Source organism: Mesorhizobium sp. SEMIA396 (assembly GCF_024518615.1).
Taxonomy (GTDB): domain Bacteria; phylum Pseudomonadota; class Alphaproteobacteria; order Rhizobiales; family Rhizobiaceae; genus Mesorhizobium.
This window is the reverse complement of sequence record NZ_JANIFC010000002.1, coordinates 83,104-102,775: the sequence shown is the minus strand read 5'-3', so window position 1 is coordinate 102,775 and position 19,672 is coordinate 83,104. Positions and strand designations below refer to the sequence as shown.

The 19,672-nt window shown below is 63.6% G+C and carries 21 protein-coding genes; 9 read left to right on the top strand and 12 right to left on the bottom strand.

Annotated features, from left to right (window positions below):
• Positions 1-49: 49 nt before the first annotated feature.
• Positions 50-1,033 carry a 4-hydroxybenzoate octaprenyltransferase gene (gene ubiA, locus NP503_RS05435; protein ID WP_164749081.1) on the top strand — a complete coding sequence of 328 codons (984 nt, stop codon included), beginning with the start codon at positions 50-52 and terminating at the stop codon, positions 1,031-1,033.
• Positions 1,034-1,069: 36 nt separating this feature from the next.
• On the opposite strand, the gene NP503_RS05430 is transcribed toward ubiA, so the two are convergent.
• The 3 genes from NP503_RS05430 to NP503_RS05420 form a co-directional block, all read right to left on the bottom strand.
• Positions 1,070-1,636: a DUF6101 family protein gene (locus NP503_RS05430; RefSeq protein ID WP_023808648.1), complete on the bottom strand. Its 567-nt coding sequence runs from the start codon at positions 1,634-1,636 to the stop codon at positions 1,070-1,072.
• 186 nt (positions 1,637-1,822) lie between these two features.
• Positions 1,823-3,253 carry an FAD-binding oxidoreductase gene (locus NP503_RS05425; protein ID WP_127270791.1) on the bottom strand — a complete coding sequence of 477 codons (1,431 nt, stop codon included), beginning with the start codon at positions 3,251-3,253 and terminating at the stop codon, positions 1,823-1,825.
• A 9-nt stretch (positions 3,254-3,262) separates the two neighbouring features.
• Positions 3,263-4,237 carry an L-threonylcarbamoyladenylate synthase gene (locus tag NP503_RS05420; RefSeq protein WP_127270789.1) on the bottom strand — a complete coding sequence of 325 codons (975 nt, stop codon included), beginning with the start codon at positions 4,235-4,237 and terminating at the stop codon, positions 3,263-3,265.
• A gap of 191 nt (positions 4,238-4,428) precedes the next feature.
• On the opposite strand from NP503_RS05420, the gene NP503_RS05415 reads away from it, so the two are divergent.
• Positions 4,429-4,932: a hypothetical protein gene (locus NP503_RS05415; protein ID WP_127272277.1), complete on the top strand. Its 504-nt coding sequence runs from the start codon at positions 4,429-4,431 to the stop codon at positions 4,930-4,932.
• A 137-nt stretch (positions 4,933-5,069) separates the two neighbouring features.
• Complete coding sequence (locus tag NP503_RS05410) at positions 5,070-5,459, top strand: hypothetical protein (RefSeq protein ID WP_127271781.1); 390 nt, start codon at positions 5,070-5,072, stop codon at positions 5,457-5,459.
• 102 nt (positions 5,460-5,561) lie between these two features.
• Here NP503_RS05410 and NP503_RS05405 read toward each other — a convergent pair whose 3' ends face one another.
• Both NP503_RS05405 and glyS read right to left on the bottom strand, forming a co-directional pair.
• Positions 5,562-5,723, bottom strand: a complete 162-nt coding sequence (locus NP503_RS05405) for a hypothetical protein (protein WP_236382840.1) — start codon at positions 5,721-5,723, stop codon at positions 5,562-5,564.
• 161 nt (positions 5,724-5,884) lie between these two features.
• Complete coding sequence (gene glyS / locus NP503_RS05400) at positions 5,885-8,302, bottom strand: glycine--tRNA ligase subunit beta (protein ID WP_127272278.1); 2,418 nt, start codon at positions 8,300-8,302, stop codon at positions 5,885-5,887.
• Positions 8,303-8,390: 88 nt separating this feature from the next.
• Here glyS and NP503_RS05395 point away from each other — a divergent pair, with 88 nt between their 5' ends.
• Positions 8,391-8,705, top strand: a complete 315-nt coding sequence (locus NP503_RS05395) for a hypothetical protein (protein WP_127270002.1) — start codon at positions 8,391-8,393, stop codon at positions 8,703-8,705.
• 3 nt (positions 8,706-8,708) lie between these two features.
• Here the strand turns inward: NP503_RS05395 and NP503_RS05390 are convergent, their stop codons facing one another.
• Positions 8,709-9,629, bottom strand: coding sequence for a glycine--tRNA ligase subunit alpha (locus NP503_RS05390; RefSeq protein ID WP_174800366.1), 921 nt, complete (start codon positions 9,627-9,629; stop codon positions 8,709-8,711).
• 218 nt (positions 9,630-9,847) lie between these two features.
• Here NP503_RS05390 and NP503_RS05385 point away from each other — a divergent pair, with 218 nt between their 5' ends.
• Positions 9,848-10,309 (top strand): GNAT family N-acetyltransferase, encoded by a 462-nt coding sequence (locus NP503_RS05385; RefSeq protein WP_127270006.1) that lies wholly within the window; start codon positions 9,848-9,850, stop codon positions 10,307-10,309.
• Between the two features lie 79 nt (positions 10,310-10,388).
• Here NP503_RS05385 and NP503_RS05380 read toward each other — a convergent pair whose 3' ends face one another.
• From NP503_RS05380 to NP503_RS05360, 5 genes are all read right to left on the bottom strand, one after another.
• Positions 10,389-12,164 carry a tetratricopeptide repeat protein gene (locus tag NP503_RS05380; RefSeq protein WP_127272281.1) on the bottom strand — a complete coding sequence of 592 codons (1,776 nt, stop codon included), beginning with the start codon at positions 12,162-12,164 and terminating at the stop codon, positions 10,389-10,391.
• Positions 12,165-12,421: 257 nt separating this feature from the next.
• Positions 12,422-12,865 (bottom strand): DUF1284 domain-containing protein, encoded by a 444-nt coding sequence (locus tag NP503_RS05375; protein ID WP_127268973.1) that lies wholly within the window; start codon positions 12,863-12,865, stop codon positions 12,422-12,424.
• Positions 12,862-13,455 carry a biotin transporter BioY gene (locus NP503_RS05370; RefSeq protein WP_127268974.1) on the bottom strand — a complete coding sequence of 198 codons (594 nt, stop codon included), beginning with the start codon at positions 13,453-13,455 and terminating at the stop codon, positions 12,862-12,864. Before NP503_RS05370 ends, NP503_RS05375 begins: the two co-directional genes overlap by 4 nt.
• A gap of 107 nt (positions 13,456-13,562) precedes the next feature.
• Entirely contained in the window at positions 13,563-14,231 is a 669-nt protein-coding gene (locus NP503_RS05365) for a GntR family transcriptional regulator (RefSeq protein WP_127272279.1), read from the bottom strand.
• A 76-nt stretch (positions 14,232-14,307) separates the two neighbouring features.
• Positions 14,308-14,910: a TetR/AcrR family transcriptional regulator gene (locus NP503_RS05360; protein ID WP_127268976.1), complete on the bottom strand. Its 603-nt coding sequence runs from the start codon at positions 14,908-14,910 to the stop codon at positions 14,308-14,310.
• 100 nt (positions 14,911-15,010) lie between these two features.
• On the opposite strand from NP503_RS05360, the gene NP503_RS05355 reads away from it, so the two are divergent.
• Complete coding sequence (locus NP503_RS05355) at positions 15,011-16,462, top strand: MFS transporter (RefSeq protein WP_127268977.1); 1,452 nt, start codon at positions 15,011-15,013, stop codon at positions 16,460-16,462.
• Between the two features lie 6 nt (positions 16,463-16,468).
• Here the strand turns inward: NP503_RS05355 and NP503_RS05350 are convergent, their stop codons facing one another.
• A complete protein-coding gene (locus NP503_RS05350) occupies positions 16,469-17,485 on the bottom strand; it encodes a polyprenyl synthetase family protein (protein ID WP_127272280.1) in 1,017 nt (338 codons plus the stop codon).
• Between the two features lie 203 nt (positions 17,486-17,688).
• On the opposite strand from NP503_RS05350, the gene NP503_RS05345 reads away from it, so the two are divergent.
• From NP503_RS05345 to NP503_RS05335, 3 genes are all read left to right on the top strand, one after another.
• Positions 17,689-17,913: a DUF2007 domain-containing protein gene (locus NP503_RS05345; RefSeq protein WP_063167652.1), complete on the top strand. Its 225-nt coding sequence runs from the start codon at positions 17,689-17,691 to the stop codon at positions 17,911-17,913.
• Complete coding sequence (locus NP503_RS05340; RefSeq protein WP_127272009.1) at positions 17,913-18,710, top strand: tRNA1(Val) (adenine(37)-N6)-methyltransferase; 798 nt, start codon at positions 17,913-17,915, stop codon at positions 18,708-18,710. The genes NP503_RS05345 and NP503_RS05340 overlap by 1 nt, the downstream gene beginning before the upstream one ends.
• 79 nt (positions 18,711-18,789) lie before the next feature.
• Positions 18,790-19,653, top strand: a complete 864-nt coding sequence (locus tag NP503_RS05335) for a S49 family peptidase (protein ID WP_127272776.1) — start codon at positions 18,790-18,792, stop codon at positions 19,651-19,653.
• The last annotated feature ends 19 nt before the right edge of the window (positions 19,654-19,672 follow it).

Here is a 19,672-nt window from a genome sequence, read left to right as displayed (position 1 = left end):
TCTCCGCTTGCCGCTTGACGGTTTCTGCCGCTGCTGCCACTCCATGGACATGGAAAATATCCAGTCGAAAGCGGCCCAGGGCCGTGTCGCCGATGCGCCGAACGGCCATTGGGTCTACCGCGTGCTGCCGCGCTCGATATGGCCCTATGCGCAGCTTGCTCGATGGGACAGGCCGATCGGCTGGCAGTTGCTGCTGTGGCCGTGCTGGTGGTCGGCAGCCTTGGCGGCAAGCGCCTATCCGCGTCCGGGCGACCCGCTGCTCTCACTGCTGCCGGCGCCTTTGTATCTCGTGCTGTTCCTGGTCGGGGCCATCGCCATGCGCGGCGCCGGCTGCACCTACAACGACCTCGTCGACGAGGACATCGACAGCCAGGTGGAGCGCACGCGCTCGCGACCGTTGCCGTCGGGCAAGGCGACGCGCCGGCGGGCATGGCTGTTTCTCGTCCTGCAGGCCCTGGTCGGCCTCGTCGTGCTCATCCAGTTCAACAGCTTCGCCGTCCTGCTCGGCATCTGCTCACTGGCGGTCATCGCCATCTATCCATTCATGAAGCGGATAACCAACTGGCCGCAACTGGTGCTTGGCCTTGCCTTTTCCTGGGGCGCGCTGATGGGATGGGCGGTCGAGTTCGGCGATCTCGATGGGCCTGCCATCATGCTTTATATCGGCTCGATCCTGTGGGTGATCGGCTACGACACGATCTACGCACATCAGGACAAGGAAGATGACGCCATTGTCGGCGTGCGCTCGACGGCACGCCTGTTTGGCGATAACACCAAATCGTGGCTGGCCGGGCTTTATGGCGGCGCGCTGATCTGCTTCGCCATCGCCTTCGCGTCGGCGCAAGCGCCGGTGGTGGCGCTGGCCGGACTGATCGCCGCCGGCGCCCATATGGCGCGGCAGATCGCCGTGTTGGATATCGACAATCCGGACCAATGCCTGCGGCTGTTCAGGTCGAATAACCAGGTCGGCTGGCTGATCTTCCTGGGCCTGATCGGCGGCGCTGTGTGGGTGGCTCTGAAGCCGCTGGTTTAGTCTTCTTCTCCCCGTCACTATACGGGGAGAAGAAGGCTAATCCCTCGAAATAATCTCCTGGCCGTCGATGACCAGCCTGAGACCGAGGGCGCCGGCCCTGCGGCGAGCGAGGAAACGCGGACGGCGCGTGTTCGAAATCCGCCCCTTGCGCCGATCCTGCGGCGGCAGCGTCTTGATGGCGGCACCGAGCGATTCTTCCAGGGTGCGGGCAACGCCGTCCGATTCGATCAGCAGCATCGGCAGACGGTAAGCGTCGGCCCAGGCGCGCCAGTCGGCTGCGACATCGTCGAGATCGTCGGCCACCAGCAGCGGCACCGACAGCATCGGGTCGTTGTGCAGGAGTTCCAGGGTCACCGTGACATTGCCGTCCGGATCCTCCATGGCGCGGGCGGCAACGCCGCGGAACGCATTGGCGGGCAGAACGATGATCGCGGGCAGGCCGCTCATCTCGAGCAGGCGGCGGATCACGGCGCCGCGCTGGTCGATGGTGAAGGTTACATCGCCGTAGTCGTCGCGAGTCGCGTAGCTCACCACTTGCGGCAGGCGAAATGGGTCGAGACGCATGTTGCGTCCCGCCCAGACTGGCTTCAGTCCGGTGTTCATAGAGTGGCCTTCCTGTCTGTCTCCTGAGAGCCGGTGTCCGGTTCTCTCCGGGCCGGTTTTTCCAGCCTCGTTTGTATGGAGACAGTAGCGCGGGCTCCTTACCGCCCCGCTTAAGAAAGTCGGTTAAATTTTGCTGATCTCAGGGATGGTTATCGGAATCCCACCAGCCGCAAGATGTGGAAAGGATCAGATAACCTTACCCGGATTCATGATGCCGGCCGGGTCGAAAGCGGCCTTCACCCTTCGCATCAGATCGATCGCCATTGGCGGCGCGGTGGCGATCAGTTCGTCGCGCTTCAACTGGCCGATGCCGTGCTCGGCCGAGATCGAACCGTGCAGGCTGCGCACCACACCGTGCACCGCCTTGTTCATGGGGTGATAGAGAGCGAGGAACGCCTCATCATCGCCGTCGACTGGCCGCGAAATGTTGTAGTGGAGATTGCCGTCGCCCATATGACCGAAGCAGACCACGCGGGCGCCTGCACTTACCGACGCCACGGCGCCGGCGGCTTCTTCGATGAAGCGCGGGATCGATGCAATAGGCACCGAAATGTCGTGCTTAATCGAGGCGCCTTCCGGCTTCTGCGCCTCGGGCAGCAGCTCGCGGAAATTCCAGAAGGCATCCCCCTGCCCGAGGCTCGCCGCAATGACGGCGTCGCCGACGAATTCCTGTTCAAGGCCGGCCGAGAGCACGTCCTCGATCAACGCCCGCGAATCCTCCGACGAACGGCCTGATGAAATCTGCATCAGCACATACCACGGCCAGTCCTCGATCAGCGGCCGCACCACGCCCTGGGCATGCGCCAGCGTGAAATCATATGGCCGCCTGCCGATCAGTTCGAAAGCGGTGAGCGCTGCCCCGGCACGGTCCATGGCCAGGCTGAACAGCGAAAGTGCTGCCTCGGGTGACGAAAGGCCGGCGAAGGCGACTTCGCGCCCCTTCGGCTTCGGGAACAGCTTGAGCACGGCGGCGGTGATGACGCCGAGCGTACCTTCGGCGCCGACGAACAGGTTTTTCAGATCGTAGCCGGTGTTGTCCTTCTTCAGCTTGCGCAGGTCGTCGAACACCTCGCCGGTCGGCAGCACCACCTCGACACCGAGGCAAAGTTCGCGCGCATTGCCATAGGCAAGCACGCCGGTGCCGCCGGCATTGGAGGAAAGATTGCCGCCGATCTGGCAGGAGCCTTGCGCGGCCAGCGACAGCGGAAACAGCCGGTCGGCGGCGTCGGCTGCCTCCTGCAGCGTCTGCAGGATGACGCCGGCCTCGACCGTCACCGTGTTGGACAGGACATCGATCTCGCGGATGCGGTTCAGCCGCGACAGCGACAGGACGATTTCGCGCCCGGACCTGTCCGGCACCTGGGCGCCGACCAACCCGGTGTTGCCGCTTTGCGGCACGATCGGCGTTCCCGTCTCCGTCGCCAGCCGCATGATCCGGCTGACTTCGTCGACACTGCCCGGGCGCAGCACCAGCGATGTCGCGCCGTGCCAGAGCCCGCGCCGCTCAATGAGGTAAGGCGCGATATCGCGCTCGTCGCGGAGCGCATATTTGTCGCCAACGATCGCCGCGAAGCGATCGATGAGAGCGGAATCGAGTGTCTCTGTGATTTCGGTCATGGGGGAAAACTATGGTGTGGGCTGCGTGATGTCACGAGGGGCGGCGGCACGCGACAGCCGATCGTTAATGGCTTCACCGAGCCCGTCGAAGGGAATACGCTCGACGGCGATGGTCTGCGCGCCGCAGCGGTCGAGCTCCTGCATATAGGCAAACAGATTGCTCGCCGCTTCGCGCAGGTCACCGGTTTCGGATAAATTGAGGAAGGCTTCGGCGCGGCGCCAGCCTTGCGCCCTCTGGCTGCCGAAGCCTAGCAAAGCCTCGCCCTCGCCGACCGTGCCGGCATTGAGCCGCATCGCAGCACCTGGCGCATAGTGCGAGGCGAGCATGCCCGGCGCCTCGACGCCGGCGGCGCCGCCGCGCAACAGCTCCATGCCGATAGCCGCCTCGATCTCCTCGGCGGCGATGCCGCCGGGCCTCAGCAGCCGCAATCTGTCCCCTTCGGCCTTGAGAATCGTCGATTCCAGCCCGATCGGCGTCGCGCCGCCATCGACCACCAGCTTTATGCGCGTGCCGAGATCCGCCGCTACCGCTTGCGCGGTCGTTGCGCTGATTTTGCCGGATGAATTGGCGCTGGGCGCTGCAAGCGGGCGGCCGAGCCTGGCGATCAGCTCGCCACCAAAGCCCCTCGGCATGCGCAAGGCAATCGTATCGAGCCCGGCGGTGACCAGCGGATGGATGCCGTTGCCGGGCCGTTGCGGCAGCACCAGCGTCAGCGGACCTGGCCAGAATGCCAGCGCCAGTTTCCTGGACAGCGGATCGAACAACGCGAGGCGCTCTGCCATCGCCATATCCGCGACATGGGCGATCAGCGGGTTGAAGCGCGGGCGCCCCTTGGCTTCGAAGATGCGTGCGACGCCGATGCCGTTGGTGGCGTCGCCGGCCAGCCCGTAGACGGTTTCCGTCGGGATGGCGACGACATCGCCTTCCATGAGCAGCGCCAGCGCCCGCTCCAGCGCCTCGCCCGAGCCAAGTATTTCAGCCACTCTCGTCACCTCACAGATGCGGGGTGCGTAGTACGATGGCGGCCGTTGGGCAAGCCGCTGTTGGGTAACCTATTGTTGGCGAGCAGGAGCATTGGCGATTTATCAATCCCTAAAATGCTATGTTTCCGCGAAAGCCGGCATCAATTCCGGCCTGCTATCGAAGAGCTTCTGGGCAAAGGGGAGCGACATCAGTGTCTGCGCGTATCCTGTTGGGTATCATTCTTGCTGTTGCGGCCGGCGAAGCCCAGGCGTCATCCCTGGTTTTTCCAGGCACGCCATCCTCCACCCCATCGATCGTCAGGATCGGCGCCCCCAACCAGCCTGGAACCGCCGATGCGGTCAGCGCCAGCGATGCGCTGTCGGTGGTGGCAAAAGGGGAAGCGCAGCCCGACGTCACCGATGAAAAAGTGGCGGCGATCCCGGACAAGCCCGCGACCGGGCACGGCTTCCAGCCAGGCCCGATGGTCATTCGTGGCGGCGTTACCGGTCCCGATTTCCCTGCACCGGCGCCAACCGCTGCACCAGCGGCCGGTGCCGCGCCGGCCGCTGGCACGGCGCCGGCGGCAGGCACAGCGCCGGCAACGGCCACCGCCTCCGCAGCCCCCTCAGGGAACGCCGAGAACCAACCCACGCCGCCGAGCGCTCCGGCGCCGGCAGCAGGGCAGCACATGCCTCCCAACGGCTACACCAAATAGCCCCGGCTCCAAGACAGCCGACATCGATGGCGTGACTTGACGGTGGTCTGGCGCCCGGCGCACCATTGCCAGGCAAATCCCGTTCTAGGTATTTCTGGCAGACGGGATTTCATCGTTAGGGGTAAAGGGGGGTGATCATGAGAAAATCTGGAATCGTAACCGGGGCAGGCCTTCTGCTGGCGTCGTTGCTTGGCGTCGTCGCGGCTCATGCCGACGACATGCTGGGATCTTATGTCGCGCGCATTTCCGATCGCGACCATCAGGCGAGTGACGGCTATGCGCTGGACAATGCCGCGCAGATGGTGCGGCAGGACCGCGCCAACTGGCACAAATTCCACCGCCGTGACAGCGACGACGAGGCTGATGGCTGGTTCAGGACCAACGGTCAGCGCGCCGACCTGCAGCGCATGCTGGAACGCGGCGGCGCGATGAGTTCCTCGACCAAGCGCGCCATCGTCAATGGCGAACCGCTGATCCAGGTCGATGTCTACGAAAACAGCGTGCGCGTCAGCATTCTCGAGAACTGACCGTCGCCGGGGCGGCTGACCGTCGGCTTCGGGGGACGGCTGATAGGAGAAGGCGGCGCCTCAGCGCCGCCTTGCCATCGATAGATTCGGCGGCTGAAAAAATCAGGCCGCTTCTTCCTTGTCGTCATCTTCTTCGGACTCGTCGCCTTCAGCCTTCACGCTGTCCTCGGCGTCGTCCTCGTCTTCTTCGTCTTCATCTTCGTCGTCATCAGACAGGTCAGCGGCTTCGACCGCTGCTGCGGCGGGTTTCGGAAGCGGATTCAAGCGCCTCGGCGGGAGTTTCTTCTGTCACTTCGATTTCGTGATCGGAATTCATGGAAGCCTCCGTGGGGTTGGGGAACATGTTCCTTTTGCCACGGAGAGATCATCGCCATATGACTGTAAGCCGGCTTGAGCGGCCGGTAGCAGAGAATATTTTCTTCGCCTTAACCTGCGATCCTGGAGAAATCCGCGACCTGACCGGTGGCCGCGCGGATGCGGGCGAGCAGCGCCAGGCGGTTGGCACGCACCGCCTGATCCTCATCGTTTACGAGAACATGCTCAAAGAATGAATCAACCGGTTCGCGCAACACGCTAAGCGCCAGCAGGGCGCCGGAAAAGTCATCGTTTTGAATCGCTTCGCCGGCTTGCTTCTCAGCCTGATTCACCGCCGCAAACAGCGATTTCTCGGCATCCTCGCGAAACAGCGCCGGCTCAACGGTTTCGGCGACCGCCGTTTTCTTCTTCTCCTCGGCGGCCAGAATGTTGGCCGCACGCTTGGTGCCGGCGAGCAGGTTCTTACCGTCCTCCGTATCGAGGAAGGAGCCCAGCGCCTCGACCCTGCGCACGATCTGCAGGAGATCGTCGTTCGGCGATTGGCCAATCTCCCCCCTTGTGGGGGAGATGCCCGGCAGGGCAGAGGGGGGCGCTTCGCGCTGAGAGGTCGGCGGGATAGCGCCCCCCTCTGTCGGCTTCGCCGACATCTCCCCCTCTAGGGGGGAGATGGGGCGCGAACCTGCCGCCAACACCGCATCGATGAGATCATGCCGTGCGCCCTGGTCACGGAGATAGACCTTCAGGCGGTCGTGGAAGAAGGAGAGGAGGTCGGAAGCCGTCCCGACAATGGATATCAGCGCCAGTCGAATATTATTCTCGACCAATATTCTAACAACCCCGAGCGCGGCCCGCCGCAACGCATAAGGGTCCTTCGACCCTGTCGGCTTTTCGTCGATCGCCCAGAAGCCGACCAGTGTATCCAGCTTGTCGGCGAGCGCGACAGCGACCGACACCAGATCGCTCGGTACGCGATCGGACGGGCCCTGCGGCTTGTAGTGTTCCTCCGCTGCAGCGGCGACCGATGCATGCTCGCCCTGAAGCAGCGCATATTTGCGGCCCATTGCGCCCTGCAGTTCCGGAAACTCGCCGACGACTTCGGTGGTGAGATCGGCCTTGGCCAAGACGGCGGCACGACCTGCGAGCGCGATAATCTCCCCCCTCGAGGGGGAGATGTCGCCGAAGGCGACAGAGGGGGTCGGCACGACCGGATGCGACGCCCCATCGCGGTCAGAGGACGCCGGCGCTTCACGCGCGGCGACCCCCTCTGGCCTGCCGGCCATCTCCTCCTCAAGGGGGGAGATTGACTGCGCCACGATCGGCGCCAGTTCTTCCGCCAATCGCTTGATCCGCTCCACCCGTTCGCCCTGCGTGCCGAGCTTGGCGTGGAAAGTCACGCCGAGATGGTCGAGCCGGGCCATGCGCTGGTCGAGCGGCTTCTTGAGATCAAGCCCGAATTTTTCCGCCGATGCCTCGAGCTCAGCCAGGTCAGGCAAATCGCCCTGGTCGGTCGTCCAGAAATAAAGCGCGTCGGACAGGCGGGCGCGCACCACCTTGCCGTTGCCGTGGGCGATCTCCTTGCCGCCATCCTTCGCTTCGATATTGGCTGTGAGGATGAAGCGGCTGGAAAGCGCGTCGTCGACACCCTGCGGCCGCGTCACAAAGCACTTCTGGTTGGCGCGGATGGTCAGTCGGATCACTTCGGCTGGAATGGCCAGGAATGCCTCCTCGAACTCGCCCATCAGCACGACAGGCCATTCGACCAGCCCGGACACCTCCTCCAGCAGCCCTTCGTCCTCGACCAGATCAAGCCCGTTGGCGAAGGCTAGATTGCGGGCGTCGGCAAGGATGATCTCCTTGCGCCGATCAGCATCGAGCACGACCTTGGCCGCTTCCAGCTTGGAAACATAGTCGTCGAAGCGGCGCACCGTGATGGCGTCAGGCGCATGGAAGCGGTGGCCGTAGGTGGTGTTGCCGGAGCGGATGCCGTCGATCTCGAAATCGACCACGACAGGCTCCTCTGTCTCCGGGCCGAAGGTGCACAGGATCGATTGCAGCGGGCGCACCCAGCGCAGCGAGCCTGGCTTGGCCGAGGCCGGTCCCCAGCGCATCGATTTCGTCCACGGGAAATTGCGGATGATGCCCGGCACCAGTTCGGCGATGATCTCTTCCGCCGCCCTGCCCGGCCTCGAAATGTGGGCGACATAAAAATCGCCCTTCTTCGGATCGGAATGGACATGGGCCTCGGCGATCGAGGAAAGTCCGGCCTTGCGCAGGAACCCCTGGACCGCCTGTTCAGGCGCCGATGTCGAAGGCCCCTTGATCTCTTCGCTTATATCTTTCGAGCGCGCGGTGAGGCCCCTGATATCGAGCGTCAGCCGGCGTGGCGTCCAGTACTCGCGCGCCGCTTCATAGGTCAGCCCCGCCTCGACCAGGCCGTCGGTCAGCATCTTCCTGAGATCACCCGCCGCCTTGCGCTGCATGCGGGCAGGAATCTCTTCCGAGCGGAGTTCTAGAAGCAGGTCAGGCATGGATGGGGCTCACGCGGCAAAATGGTCCGGGCGGGGGCATAGCAACTCGGCTGGCCGCTGTCACCCTTTCCGCGCGGGGATCGCCGATTTGCGCCCGTTTCCAGAAATTTTGGCCGCCCTGTCGGGACAAGACCGCGCCACCCGTCCTTGGATCAAAGATTTCCATGAACCGAACGCAGCGCTGAAGCGACCCACGCTCAGGCAGGAAACTATTGGCTCAACGACCATGAAAACGGCATCCAGACTTCTGCAGATCCTCGCGCTCGGCGCCTGCTTCACGGCGCAGGCTCACGGTGCCTTCTCGATGCCGGGCGTTCGACAGGCATTGCGCACGATCGACGGTGCCGGCGGTCAGGCCGTACCGCCGATCAACGTTTCCCTCGAGATGATGAAGCGGGCCTGAAGCTCAGGCCGCCAAGCCACCCGCCTGCGTCTTCAAAAACGCTTCGCCGCAGGCCTTGGCCAGATTGCGCACCCGCAGGATGTAGCTCTGCCGCTCGGTGACCGAAATCACGCCGCGTGCGTCGAGCAGGTTGAAGACATGGCTGGCCTTGATGCACTGGTCGTAGGCCGGGAAAACCATGCGGTGCATCGGCAGATTGTCGTTCGATGCCGGCGCGCCGGCGTCGAGCAGCGCCTTGCACTCGGCCTCGGCGTCCTCGAAGTGGCGCAGAAGCATCGCCGTGTTGGCGTGTTCGAAGTTGTGGCGCGAATATTCCTGCTCGGCCTGCAGGAAGACATCGCCATAGGTGACCTTGTCGGCGCCTTCGCGGCCGTTGAAATTGAGGTCGTAGACATTGTCGACGCCCTGCACATACATGGCCAGCCGCTCCAGCCCGTAGGTGAGTTCGCCGGCCACCGGCGCGCATTCGATGCCGCAGACCTGCTGGAAGTAGGTGAACTGCGAGACTTCCATGCCGTCGCACCAGCATTCCCAGCCGAGACCCCAGGCGCCCAGCGTCGGGCTTTCCCAATCATCCTCGACGAAGCGGATGTCGTGCAGCAGCGGATCGACGCCGATCGCCGCCAGCGAGCCGAGATAGAGTTCCTGCAAATTGGGCGGGTTCGGCTTCAGGATCACCTGGTACTGGTAATAATGCTGCAGCCGGTTCGGGTTCTCGCCATAACGCCCGTCCTTGGGGCGGCGCGAGGGCTGGACATAGGCAGCGTTCCAGCGTTTTGGGCCGAGCGCGCGCAGCGTCGTTGCCGGATGAAAGGTGCCGGCGCCGACTTCCATGTCGTAGGGTTGCAGGATGACGCAGCCATAGGCCGCCCAATAGTTGTGCAAGGTCAGGATCAGCCCCTGGAACGAGCGGCTGGGATGCATATGGGCGGGGATTTCAATTGTCACGGATGGCCTCGACAGCACAGGCTAGCTTGCCGGCACGTCCTAGAGACCCAACAGCAAAGCGTCAAGCAAAGCACGCCGATGCGGTCACCCCGACATTATGGACAATGTTGAAAGCTTTGCAGGGGCTGGCCCATTGCCCATCTCTGGGGCCTGCGCTCTGTTCGCCTGTGCAGCAACGACAACAGGTTTCAGCCATGCCCAGCCCGATCGTCATCCGCCCTGTCACGCGACAGGATTTCGAGCAATGGCTGCCGCTGTGGGACGGCTACAATGCATTTTATGGCCGCTCGGGTGAAACGGCCCTGCCGGGTGAGATCACCCAGATGACATGGTCTCGTTTCTTCGATGCCTATGAGCCGGTCCACGCGCTGGTGGCCGAAGGCGAGGGACAGCTTCTCGGCCTCGTGCACTATCTCTTCCATCGCAGCACCACGGCGATCGCGCCGAATTGCTATCTGCAGGACCTTTTCACCACGCAGGCCTCGCGTGGCAAAGGCATCGGACGGGCGCTGATCGAGCGCGTTTACGAGCGCGCGCAGGCGGCCGGCTCAGGCCGGGTATACTGGCTGACGCATGAGACCAATCACACGGCGATGAAGCTTTACGACAAGGTCGCCGAACACTCCGGCTTCGTCGTCTATCGCAAGCTCTTCTGAGGCAGCCAGCCGAATCCGGTTCAAACGAAAACGGGACTCCGAAAAGAGCCCCGTTTGCATTGAATTCAAATGGCGAACTTCACCCTTTCGGGGCGGGCACCGGCTCTGGCTTGACCTTCGGGGTTTCCTGCGCCGTGTTGGACTCGATCGGCGGCAGGCCCTTCATCAGCTTCTGCTGCAATTTGGCCAGCACATCGGGGTCCGGCTTCAGGTCGCGAGCCTGGTTCCACTGGAAGGTGGCTTCCAGCTTGCGGCCGACGCGCCAGTAGGCGTCGCCGAGGTGATCGTTGAGAACCGGATCTTCCGGCTTCAGCGACACGGCGCGTTCCATTTCGCGCACCGCGTCATCGAACCTGCCGAGGCGGAAATAGGCCCAACCCAGCGAATCGACGATGTAACCGTCGCTCGGCCTGAGGTCGACGGCCTTTTGAATCATCGCCAGGCCTTCCTTGAGGTTCATGTTCATGTCGACCCAGGAATAGCCGAGATAGTTCAGCACCTGCGGCTGGTCGGGGAACAGTTCCAGCGCCTTGCGGAAGTTCGGCTCGGCCTTGGGCCATTCCTTCAGACGCTCATAAGCGATGCCGCGCTGGTAGAAGATGTTCCAGTTGGCCGCGGTCGGCGCCTTCAGCACCTCGACGGCCTTATCGTAGAGAGTGGCGGCCGAACGGAAATCGTCCTTCGAGGAATAGACGCCGCCGAGCGCCAGATAGGCGCGCATGTCATTGGGATGGGCGTCGACCAAGGCTTTCAGATGGGTGATCGCTTCTTCGTGACGGTCGAGATCGGCAAGATTGAGGCCGAGTTGCAGGTCCGAAAGCTCCTTCAGCGGCGAAGCGGCGGGAATCCGGCGATAGAGCGCGATGGCACCTTCGCCGTCCTTCAATTGCTCGGACACGGCGGCGAGTTGCACAAGGGCAGCGTCGCTGTCAGGCTTCAAAGCAAGCGCATATTGCAGATAGAGGCGCACGAACGGCTCGCCGCCGCCACGGTTGAGCGCGGTGGCGAGGTCGAGCAGGATTTCGGAGGCGCCATCGGATGGGCCGGCAACCAGCGGCGCAATCTTGTCGCCTTTTGCAATTCGGTCGCGCAAGGCGACGATTTCCAGCTTGCCCGGCGAAAACGCCTCGGCTTGGTCGAGCACCGACAGCGCCTTGGTCTTGTCGCCCTTGCGGACCAGGAACGAGGCGTAGGCCTGGGCGTTGCGCATCCAGGTTTCGGGAGCAGCACCGCCGGCGGCGGTATCCTGCATGGTCGCGGCATAGATCGCCTCGGCCTTTTCGGGCATGCCGGATGCATCAGCGATCAGGGCGCGGTGGAACGACTTGAACAGGCCGAACCAATCCGGCCCCTGCAGCTTGTCGATGGACGCCATCGCATCGGCAGGCTCGCCGGCGCCTTGCTGCGCCCAGCCGGACATCACGCCGGAGATCAACCGGTCGAGATCGGATTCCAGCGACAGCTTGAGCCAGTACTGCGCCTTGGTGAAATCCTTCTTGTGGAAGGAATCGACGGCGAGCGCCAAGCGCGAGAAACGCTCGACGTCAGGCACTTCCTTGAGCTTGTCGGCATAGACCAGGGATTCGTCGAAGCGCCCTTGCGCGATCAGCGACAGCATCAGGCTCTGCTGCAGGCCGGTGTCGCTCGGGTCGAAGGCCAATGCTTGCTTGTAGTAGGCGATGGCCCTGTCGAGGTCGTTGTCGCCCTCGGCGACCCGGGCCGCCAGATAAGCGCCCGAAAACGACGTGATCTTGACCGGTTCGGTGGTTTGCTTGGCATAGGCCGGCAAAGCCGAGATCGCCATGCCGGTCACAATTGCCAGCCTTGTCAGCCAGCGCGCACGTCCTTGCCGCATCATATCCCTTTCAGCCAGGCGCCATCTCCGCATCAGCGGGATCGGCGTAGACTCGATCTTTCCAGGCAAAGCATGGCCTTTTTGGGGTCGCGCTTCAATCCGCCTCGAATTCACAATCCGGGCACCCGATTAACAAATCATGGCGACAGGCACCAGTTTTCCGGTCTTGAATTTCGGTGTTGGCCCTGCGCGGCGCCGAAGATATCGCAGATTCGACCCTTGAGCTCGGCTTCGACCGCTAAGGCTCGGGGCCAATATCAACCCTCGGCTGGCGCGGCGGACCGCTGCACCAGCGTGTCGCTGTATCCACCGGCCGCTATCGTGCTGCACAGTTCGTTCCATTCGCAGCCGCCGCAGGCCTTGCGTACAAGGCCAGCCGAAAACGCCTGCCGCATCCGGGCCAAGGTCCCCGTGTCGAGATCGAGGTGGGTGCCGACCCGGATTGGCCGCGCCAGCAATTCTCCTACATCCAGCGCGGCGAGCCGGTCCCGCTCGACGACGCTCTCGTTGAGGCAGTGAGGTTCCGGCTCGTCGAGCAATGGAGCGCAGACATCGTCGGGGCCGGAAACGAGGAGGATGTCCTCGCCCCGGCTCAGGCGCTCCGCGACGCGATCATAATTGGCGGTGAAGGCGGGGCTGTATCCCTTGCCCACATAGGTGAGCGGGCAAAGGAGATGATGGGCGCGCAGCTTGATCGTCACGGATTGGCCGGCTTGGCCTTGCCGCCGGGAAAGGCCATGAGGGTCGCGGCACCCAGCGCTGACTTGAGCAAGCCGCCGACGATGAACGGCAGGAAGCCGAAGGTAACGGCCTGTTCGGCTCCAATCATGACGGCAAGCCATGCTGTGCCCAGCACAAGGCAGGCAAGGTTGCCAAGCAGCATGGCGACAAAGGCAAGCATCACCCTTTTGCCGTTCCAGCCGCGTTCTGCTAGCCAGCCGACCAAGGCGCCGACAAGCGGGAAGGCGAAGAGATAGCCACCCGTCGGCCCGACGAAATGCGCCGCACCCGCTGCCCCTCCGGACAGAACCGGAAAGCCGACCGCACCCTCGACCAGCCAGGCGACGATGGTGAGCGCGCCAAGCCGCCAGCCATAGAGCGCGCCGATCAGGGTCACGGCAAAGGTCTGCATGTTTACCGGGACCGGCACCATCGGCACCTCGATATAGGACGCCAGCGCCAGGAACAGGGTGCCAAGCACGACGGCTCCAACCTGCCAGGCAAGAGAACGATCCTGGAGCCGGAGCGGACTGAACGACGGCTTGCCGGGGGAGAATGCGACGTCTGTCATTGGGATTCCTTTGATCGATTGAAAATTATAGATAATTTCTCTTTCCGATCTATTATCGAATCCACACTTCCCTGGAGATTGCAAGCCCTGGCTTTGGCGGAGGCCGACTAACCTACGATGGCAAAAGCTTCGCGCGTCGTCCCGGAGGCCGTCCTGACCGGCTTGCGGCCAATCCATTGGACGTGCCGCCCCAGTGTGACGGCCGCGGATTCGGTGTTTCCCTGCCGCAAGGCGGAGAGGATCGCGCGATGGTCCTGATCGGTGCGCGTCTCCCACTCCGACCGCCATGCCGCGAACAGGAAACGGGCGCTTGCCGCGTGCAGATCGTCGATGGTCGCGAGCAGGCGCGGCATGCCGCATGGCGACAGGATCAAGCGGTGGAAGGCGCGGTTGGCCTCTTCCCACGACCTGACATCGCGGGACTTGTCGCCGGCCTTGGTCGCCTCCTCGGCGAGATCGAGAATGGCCGATGTCAGGTGCGGCGCGGCGTGGCGCAGCGCCAGCACCTCAAGGGCGGCGCGCATTTCGGCGACCTCCTTGACCTCGCCCAGATCGAAAGACGCGACGCGCACGCCGCGCCGCGGCTCGCCGATGGCCAGCCCTTGCGCCTCCAGACGCCGGAAGGCCTCGCGCACGGGAACATGGCTGGTTTGGAATTCCTCGGCGATATGATCCTGCCGAAGCCTGGCCCCCGGCTCGATCGCGCCGGATATGATGCGGTCCGCCAGAACCTTGCTGATGCGCACCGCGATGGTGTCGTCTGTGCCCTTTGCCATGTTTTATAGATAATTTGCGGCAGGGCAGCTTGTCGAGACAATTGCAGTCGAAATCGCGAGGCGCCAGAAGCAAGACTCAAGGCTGTGAGACGAAACCGTCGAGCGCAGGCATCGCCACGGTGACCAGGTCATGCAGCCGCTTCTTCGGCACCCCGTCGCGCGCCTGCACTGAGAGGCCAAACAACAGCGTGGTGTAGTAGTCGCCAAGCGCTTCCGGATCGGTATCCGGCTTGAGGTCGCCGTCGCGAACACCCTTTCTCAGGCGCTCCACAATCAATGCATTGCGCGCCAGTCGGCGCTCGGCCAGCCAATGCAGCACGCCGTCATTTTCGGTAGCGCAGTTGGTGGCGGCCGAGACAACCATGCAGCCCTTCGGCAGATCCGGCCTTGTGTAGATATCGATCGCATCGCGCAGCAGCCGCTCGACAAACCGCCGAGCGGTTGGTTCTTCGGCAAGGGCACCGGTGGCGAAGCTTCCTTCGCTGGTTTCGTAGAGAACAACGGCTTCGCGAAACAGATCCTCCTTCGAGCCAAAGGCGGCATAGATGCGCGCCGAGGCCAGGCCAAGCATGGAGACGAGGTCGGCCATCGAGGTGCCCTCGTAGCCGCGCATCCAGAAGGCATCGCGCGCTTTCTGCAGAGCCTGGGCTCTGTCGAACTCCCTTGGCCGTCCCGCCATCGCAACCTCCATTTCTTTATCGATCCACAAATAATCCGCTTGACTCAAGATTGCAAATTCAATTCTTTGTCGATCGATAAAGAATCGAAAGGAGACTGGCATGAGTTCACTCGATCAAGGGCTGCCATTCGGCGCCACTGCGACACAGGGAGGGATTGGCGCGAAGCGCGGCGCCACGCTGGCATTGCTCGCCTTCGCCCAGCTTATCATCGCTCTCGACATCAACATCGTCTTCGTGGCGCTGCCCGAAATCGGGGCTGGGCTGGGCTTTTCCGGCCAGACCTTGCAATGGGTGGTGAGCGCCTACACCGTGTTTACCGGCGGTTTTCTGCTGTTCGGCGGCCGCGCCGCCGACCTTATCGGTCAGCGCCGCATCTTCATCTTCGCGCTCTGGCTCTATGCGCTTTCGTCGCTGGTCGGCGGCCTCGCCTGGTCGCCGGAAATCATCATCGCTGCGCGTGCCGTGCAAGGCATCGGCGGCGCTTTCCTGTTCCCGGCGACGCTCTCGCTGATCAACCGCCTGTTTGCCGAAGGACCGGAACGCAACAGGGCGCTGGCGGTGTGGGGCGGTGCCGGCGCGAGCGGCCTTACCCTTGGCTCACTGGCCGGTGGAATCCTGACAGGCGCCTTCGGCTGGTCGTCGGTCTTCTACGTCAATGTGCTGCTGGCTGGCATCGCCATCATCGCCGCATTTGCCATCATTCCGCGCGATCCCAAGCGGCACCAGCACCGCAACTTCGATCTGCCGGGCGCGCTGACCGTCACCGCAGGCGCCACATTGCTGGTCTTCACGCTGGTCCAGGGACCTGAATATGGCTGGGGTTCGCCAGCGATCATCGCCAGCGCCGCACTGGCAGCGATCTTCATTATCGCCTTCGCGCTGATTGAGGCGAAGAGCGCTGACCCGCTGATGCCGCTGCGGCTGTTCCGCAATCGCAGCCTCGTCGCCGGCATGACGATCACCTTCCTGTTCATGGGAACGTTCGGAGCCCTGCCCTATTTCCTGACCGTGCTGTTGCAGACCGTACATGGCTTCACCGCCCTGCAAACAGGCCTGGCGTTCCTGGTGCCGTCGATCGCCATCGCCGCCGGCACGCAGCTCGGTGAGCGCCTGGCGACGCGCTTTTCTACACGCTCGACCCTGGTCGGCGGCATGATAGTCGGCGCAGCCGGCACAGCGCTGATGGTCCTTGGAGCATCAGCCGACAGCAGCTATGCCGCCATCGTTCCCGGCCTGATCATCTCCGGTGTCGGACAGGGCATCGTCTGGACCGCCATGTGGATCGCGGCCGCGTCGGGCGTGGCACACGACGAACAGGGCGTTGCCTCGGGAATGGCCTGCACGACGCTCAACATCGGCAACGCGATCGGCATGGCGACATTGATCGCGATCGCCAACAGCCATGTCGGCGGATTGACTGGCGATGCACTGAAGGCCGCGATCGCCGACGGCATACAGATCGCCTTCTGGCTGGCGGCGGCGGGCATCTTTGTCAGCCTGCTGGCCGCGTTCGCTTTGCCGGGAAAGGCGAAGCAGCGGGCAACCGGGTGACGCCGCTCAGTTCACCCGGCTGATGCAGAAATCGATGACGTCGATCAGCGCCGATTTCTGCGGCGTCGCTTCCAGCGGCGCCAGCGCGTCGCGGGCGATCTCGCCGAAATGGCGGGCTCGTCCGATCGTGTCGGCGATGGCGCCATGGCGAGTCATCAGGCCGATCGCCTTTTCCAGGCCGGCGTCATCGGTGACATTGTCCTCGATGGCACGCTTCCAGAAAGTGCGCTCGGCCTTCGTGCCCCGCCGATAGGCGAGAATGACCGGCAAGGTCACCTTGCCTTCGCGGAAATCGTCGCCGACATTCTTGCCGAGATCCTTGCTGGTGCCGCCATAGTCCAGCGCGTCATCGATCAGCTGGAAGGCAAGGCCGAGATTCATGCCGTAGGAGCGCAGCGCCGCACGATCGTTGCGGGTCGCCTGGGCAATGACGGGCCCTACCTCGGCAGCAGCCGAAAAAAGTGCGGCGGTCTTGGCCTTGATGACGGCGAAATGCTCGTCCTCGGTGGTTTCGAGGTTCTTGGCGGCGGCAAGCTGCATAACCTCGCCCTCGGCGATGATCGAGGCAGCACTCGACAGGATATCGAGCGCTTCGAGCGAGCCGACATCGACCATCATGCGGAAAGCCTGGCCGAGCAGGAAGTCGCCGACCAGCACGCTTGCCTGGTTGCCCCAGATCATGCGGGCGGTCTTCTTGCCGCGCCGCATGCCGCTCTCGTCGACGACATCGTCGTGCAGCAGCGTCGCCGTGTGCATGAATTCGACGGAGGTGGCGAGCTTGACGTGGCCCTCGCCGGCATAGCCGAACATCTGCGCGGCGGCGAGCGTCAGCATCGGCCGCAGCCGTTTGCCGCCGGACGAGATCAGATGATTGGCGACCTCCGGGATCATCTCGACGTCGGAGCCGGCCTTGGACAGGATCAATTCATTGACGCGCCCCATATCGGCGGCAGTCAGATCGATCAGATCCTTGATGGAGGCGGGCTCCCGCTTCCCGTTTTCGATGTTGAGAACGACACCCACGACAATCACTCCCGTCTTGGTATAGAGCGTGCGACGGCACCCTTAGTCCCTGCATGGACTCTAGGGCGGCGGACATGGCCACGGCAAGTGGCGAATTGGCGCGGCGTCGATGACGGAATGTCAACGACCACAGAGGGAACGGGGCTCTGCCTCGGAATCCCCTGCCCGTTTACATCAATAGCGCAAACTGCGAGTTTCATACGATGATAGAACTTGTCCGCACCAACGATGCCGTGATCATCTCCTTTGTGGAATCGCTGATGCGCGACGCCGGCATCGCCTGCTTTGTCGCCGATCAGAATATGAGCATTCTCGAAGGATCGATCGGTCTTTTGCAGAAACGCGTCATGGTCGACGCCGACCAGGCCGACGCGGCACGGCGCATCCTCAGGGATGCCGGCATCGCCAACGAGATCCGCGGAAAATAATGCCCGCCGCGCCCGCCCTTGTTCCGGACACGCCGGCCCATACGGTCGACGCCTTCCATCGCGGCCGGTTCTGGCTCGTCCAGCCCAAGCAGGGCGGCCATCGCGCCGGCATGGATGCGATGATGCTGGCGGCATCCGTGCCATCGACCTTTGGCGGGCGCCTGGCCGATTTCGGCGCGGGAGCCGGAGCTGCCGGACTGGCGGTGCTGTCACGCTGCCCGGCGGCAGAGGCGGTGCTTGTCGAACGCGCGCCGGAAATGGCGGCCTTCGCGGCGGCGACGCTTGCCCATCCCGGCAATGCCCATCTGAGCGATCGCGCCTCCGTGCTGGTCGCCAATGTCACCGTATCGGGCCGGGCGCGGGCGGCCGCCGGCCTCGCCGACAACGACTTCGACTTCGTCATCATGAACCCGCCTTTCAATGCCCCCCGGGACCGCGCCACATCGGATCGCCTGCGAAAGGAAGCCCATGTCATGGAGGACGGGCTGTTCGAGAGCTGGATCAGAAGTGCGGCGGCGGTGGTGAGGCCGCGCGGCGGGCTCGCCGTAATCGCCCGGCCCGAACAGCTCGGCGCCATTCTCGATGCGATCGCCGGCCGCTTCGGCGATGCCGAGATGCTCGCCGTCCACCCTCGTCCCGATGCGGCGGCGATCCGCATCGTCGTGCGGGCAGCGCTCGGGGCGCGGGGAAAGCTTGCCATACGCCCGCCCCTAATGCTCCACACGCAGTCAGGCAACGGCCCCGACGAGCGCAGCGAAATGATCACCAACGGCCTCGCCTCGCTGTTCGGAGATTGAGCTATTCTGCCCGGCGACATTGCCGTTGGCCGGGAAATCCCTACATGCCTGCAACCCACCGACCGGAGACCGCGCCCTCGTGAAACGCCTTATCAACCGCCTGCTGCCGAAATCCTGGCGCTCCACCGTCGTCACCATTCCGGTGATCCGGCTGCACGGCACCATCATGGCAGGCGGTGGCCAGTTTCGGCCGAGCCTGTCGCTGGCTTCCACCGCCGGCCTCATCGAGAAGGCGTTCTCCTACGACGCGCCGGCGGTCGCCATCTCGATCAATTCGCCGGGCGGCTCGCCGGTGCAGTCTCGGCTGATCTTCAAGCGCATCCGTGACCTGGCCACGGAAAAGAACAAAAAGGTACTGGTCTTCGTCGAGGATGTCGCGGCGTCGGGCGGCTACATGATCGCGGTCGCCGGTGACGAGATCTTCGCCGATCCGTCGTCCATCGTCGGTTCGATCGGCGTGGTATCGGCCTCGTTCGGCTTCCCTGAACTGATGAAAAAGATCGGTGTCGAGCGCCGTGTCCACACCGCCGGCCAGAACAAGGCGGTGCTCGATCCGTTCAAGCCCGAGAAGAAGGAAGATGTCGAACGGCTGAAGGCGCTGCAGCTCGAGGTGCACGCAACCTTCATCGACCTCGTCAAGGAGCGGCGCGGCACGAAACTGAAGGACGACCCGGACCTGTTCACCGGCCTGTTCTGGACCGGCATCAAGGGCCTCGAACTCGGTCTGGTCGATGCGCTCGGCGACATGCGCACTGTGCTCAAGACCCGTTTCGGGGCGAAAACCCAGCTCAGGCTGATCACGACACCGCGCGGTTTTCTTAGCCGCTTCGGCCTGTTCGGCTCAAGCAAGGGCTTTTCAGCGCCCGATATCGTAGCCGCTGCCGCCAGCGGCGTGATCGATGCGGCGGAAGAGCGCGCATTGTGGTCTCGCTTCGGGCTTTGAAAACCCGGCAAAACCGTCT

What these genes read in the sequence shown, in the direction of transcription:
- ubiA (WP_164749081.1), top strand. Translation starts at nt 50, where the DNA reads ATGGAAAATATCCAGTCGAAAGCGGCCCAGGGCCGTGTCGCCGATGCG.
- NP503_RS05430 (WP_023808648.1), bottom strand. Translation starts at nt 1,636, where the DNA reads ATGAACACCGGACTGAAGCCAGTCTGGGCGGGACGCAACATGCGTCTC.
- NP503_RS05425 (WP_127270791.1), bottom strand. Translation starts at nt 3,253, where the DNA reads ATGACCGAAATCACAGAGACACTCGATTCCGCTCTCATCGATCGCTTC.
- NP503_RS05410 (WP_127271781.1), top strand. Translation starts at nt 5,070, where the DNA reads ATGAGAAAATCTGGAATCGTAACCGGGGCAGGCCTTCTGCTGGCGTCG.
- glyS (WP_127272278.1), bottom strand. Translation starts at nt 8,302, where the DNA reads ATGCCTGACCTGCTTCTAGAACTCCGCTCGGAAGAGATTCCTGCCCGC.
- NP503_RS05390 (WP_174800366.1), bottom strand. Translation starts at nt 9,629, where the DNA reads ATGCATCCCAGCCGCTCGTTCCAGGGGCTGATCCTGACCTTGCACAAC.
- NP503_RS05385 (WP_127270006.1), top strand. Translation starts at nt 9,848, where the DNA reads ATGCCCAGCCCGATCGTCATCCGCCCTGTCACGCGACAGGATTTCGAG.
- NP503_RS05380 (WP_127272281.1), bottom strand. Translation starts at nt 12,164, where the DNA reads ATGCGGCAAGGACGTGCGCGCTGGCTGACAAGGCTGGCAATTGTGACC.
- NP503_RS05370 (WP_127268974.1), bottom strand. Translation starts at nt 13,455, where the DNA reads ATGACAGACGTCGCATTCTCCCCCGGCAAGCCGTCGTTCAGTCCGCTC.
- NP503_RS05365 (WP_127272279.1), bottom strand. Translation starts at nt 14,231, where the DNA reads ATGGCAAAGGGCACAGACGACACCATCGCGGTGCGCATCAGCAAGGTT.
- NP503_RS05360 (WP_127268976.1), bottom strand. Translation starts at nt 14,910, where the DNA reads ATGGCGGGACGGCCAAGGGAGTTCGACAGAGCCCAGGCTCTGCAGAAA.
- NP503_RS05355 (WP_127268977.1), top strand. Translation starts at nt 15,011, where the DNA reads ATGAGTTCACTCGATCAAGGGCTGCCATTCGGCGCCACTGCGACACAG.
- NP503_RS05345 (WP_063167652.1), top strand. Translation starts at nt 17,689, where the DNA reads ATGATAGAACTTGTCCGCACCAACGATGCCGTGATCATCTCCTTTGTG.
- NP503_RS05340 (WP_127272009.1), top strand. Translation starts at nt 17,913, where the DNA reads ATGCCCGCCGCGCCCGCCCTTGTTCCGGACACGCCGGCCCATACGGTC.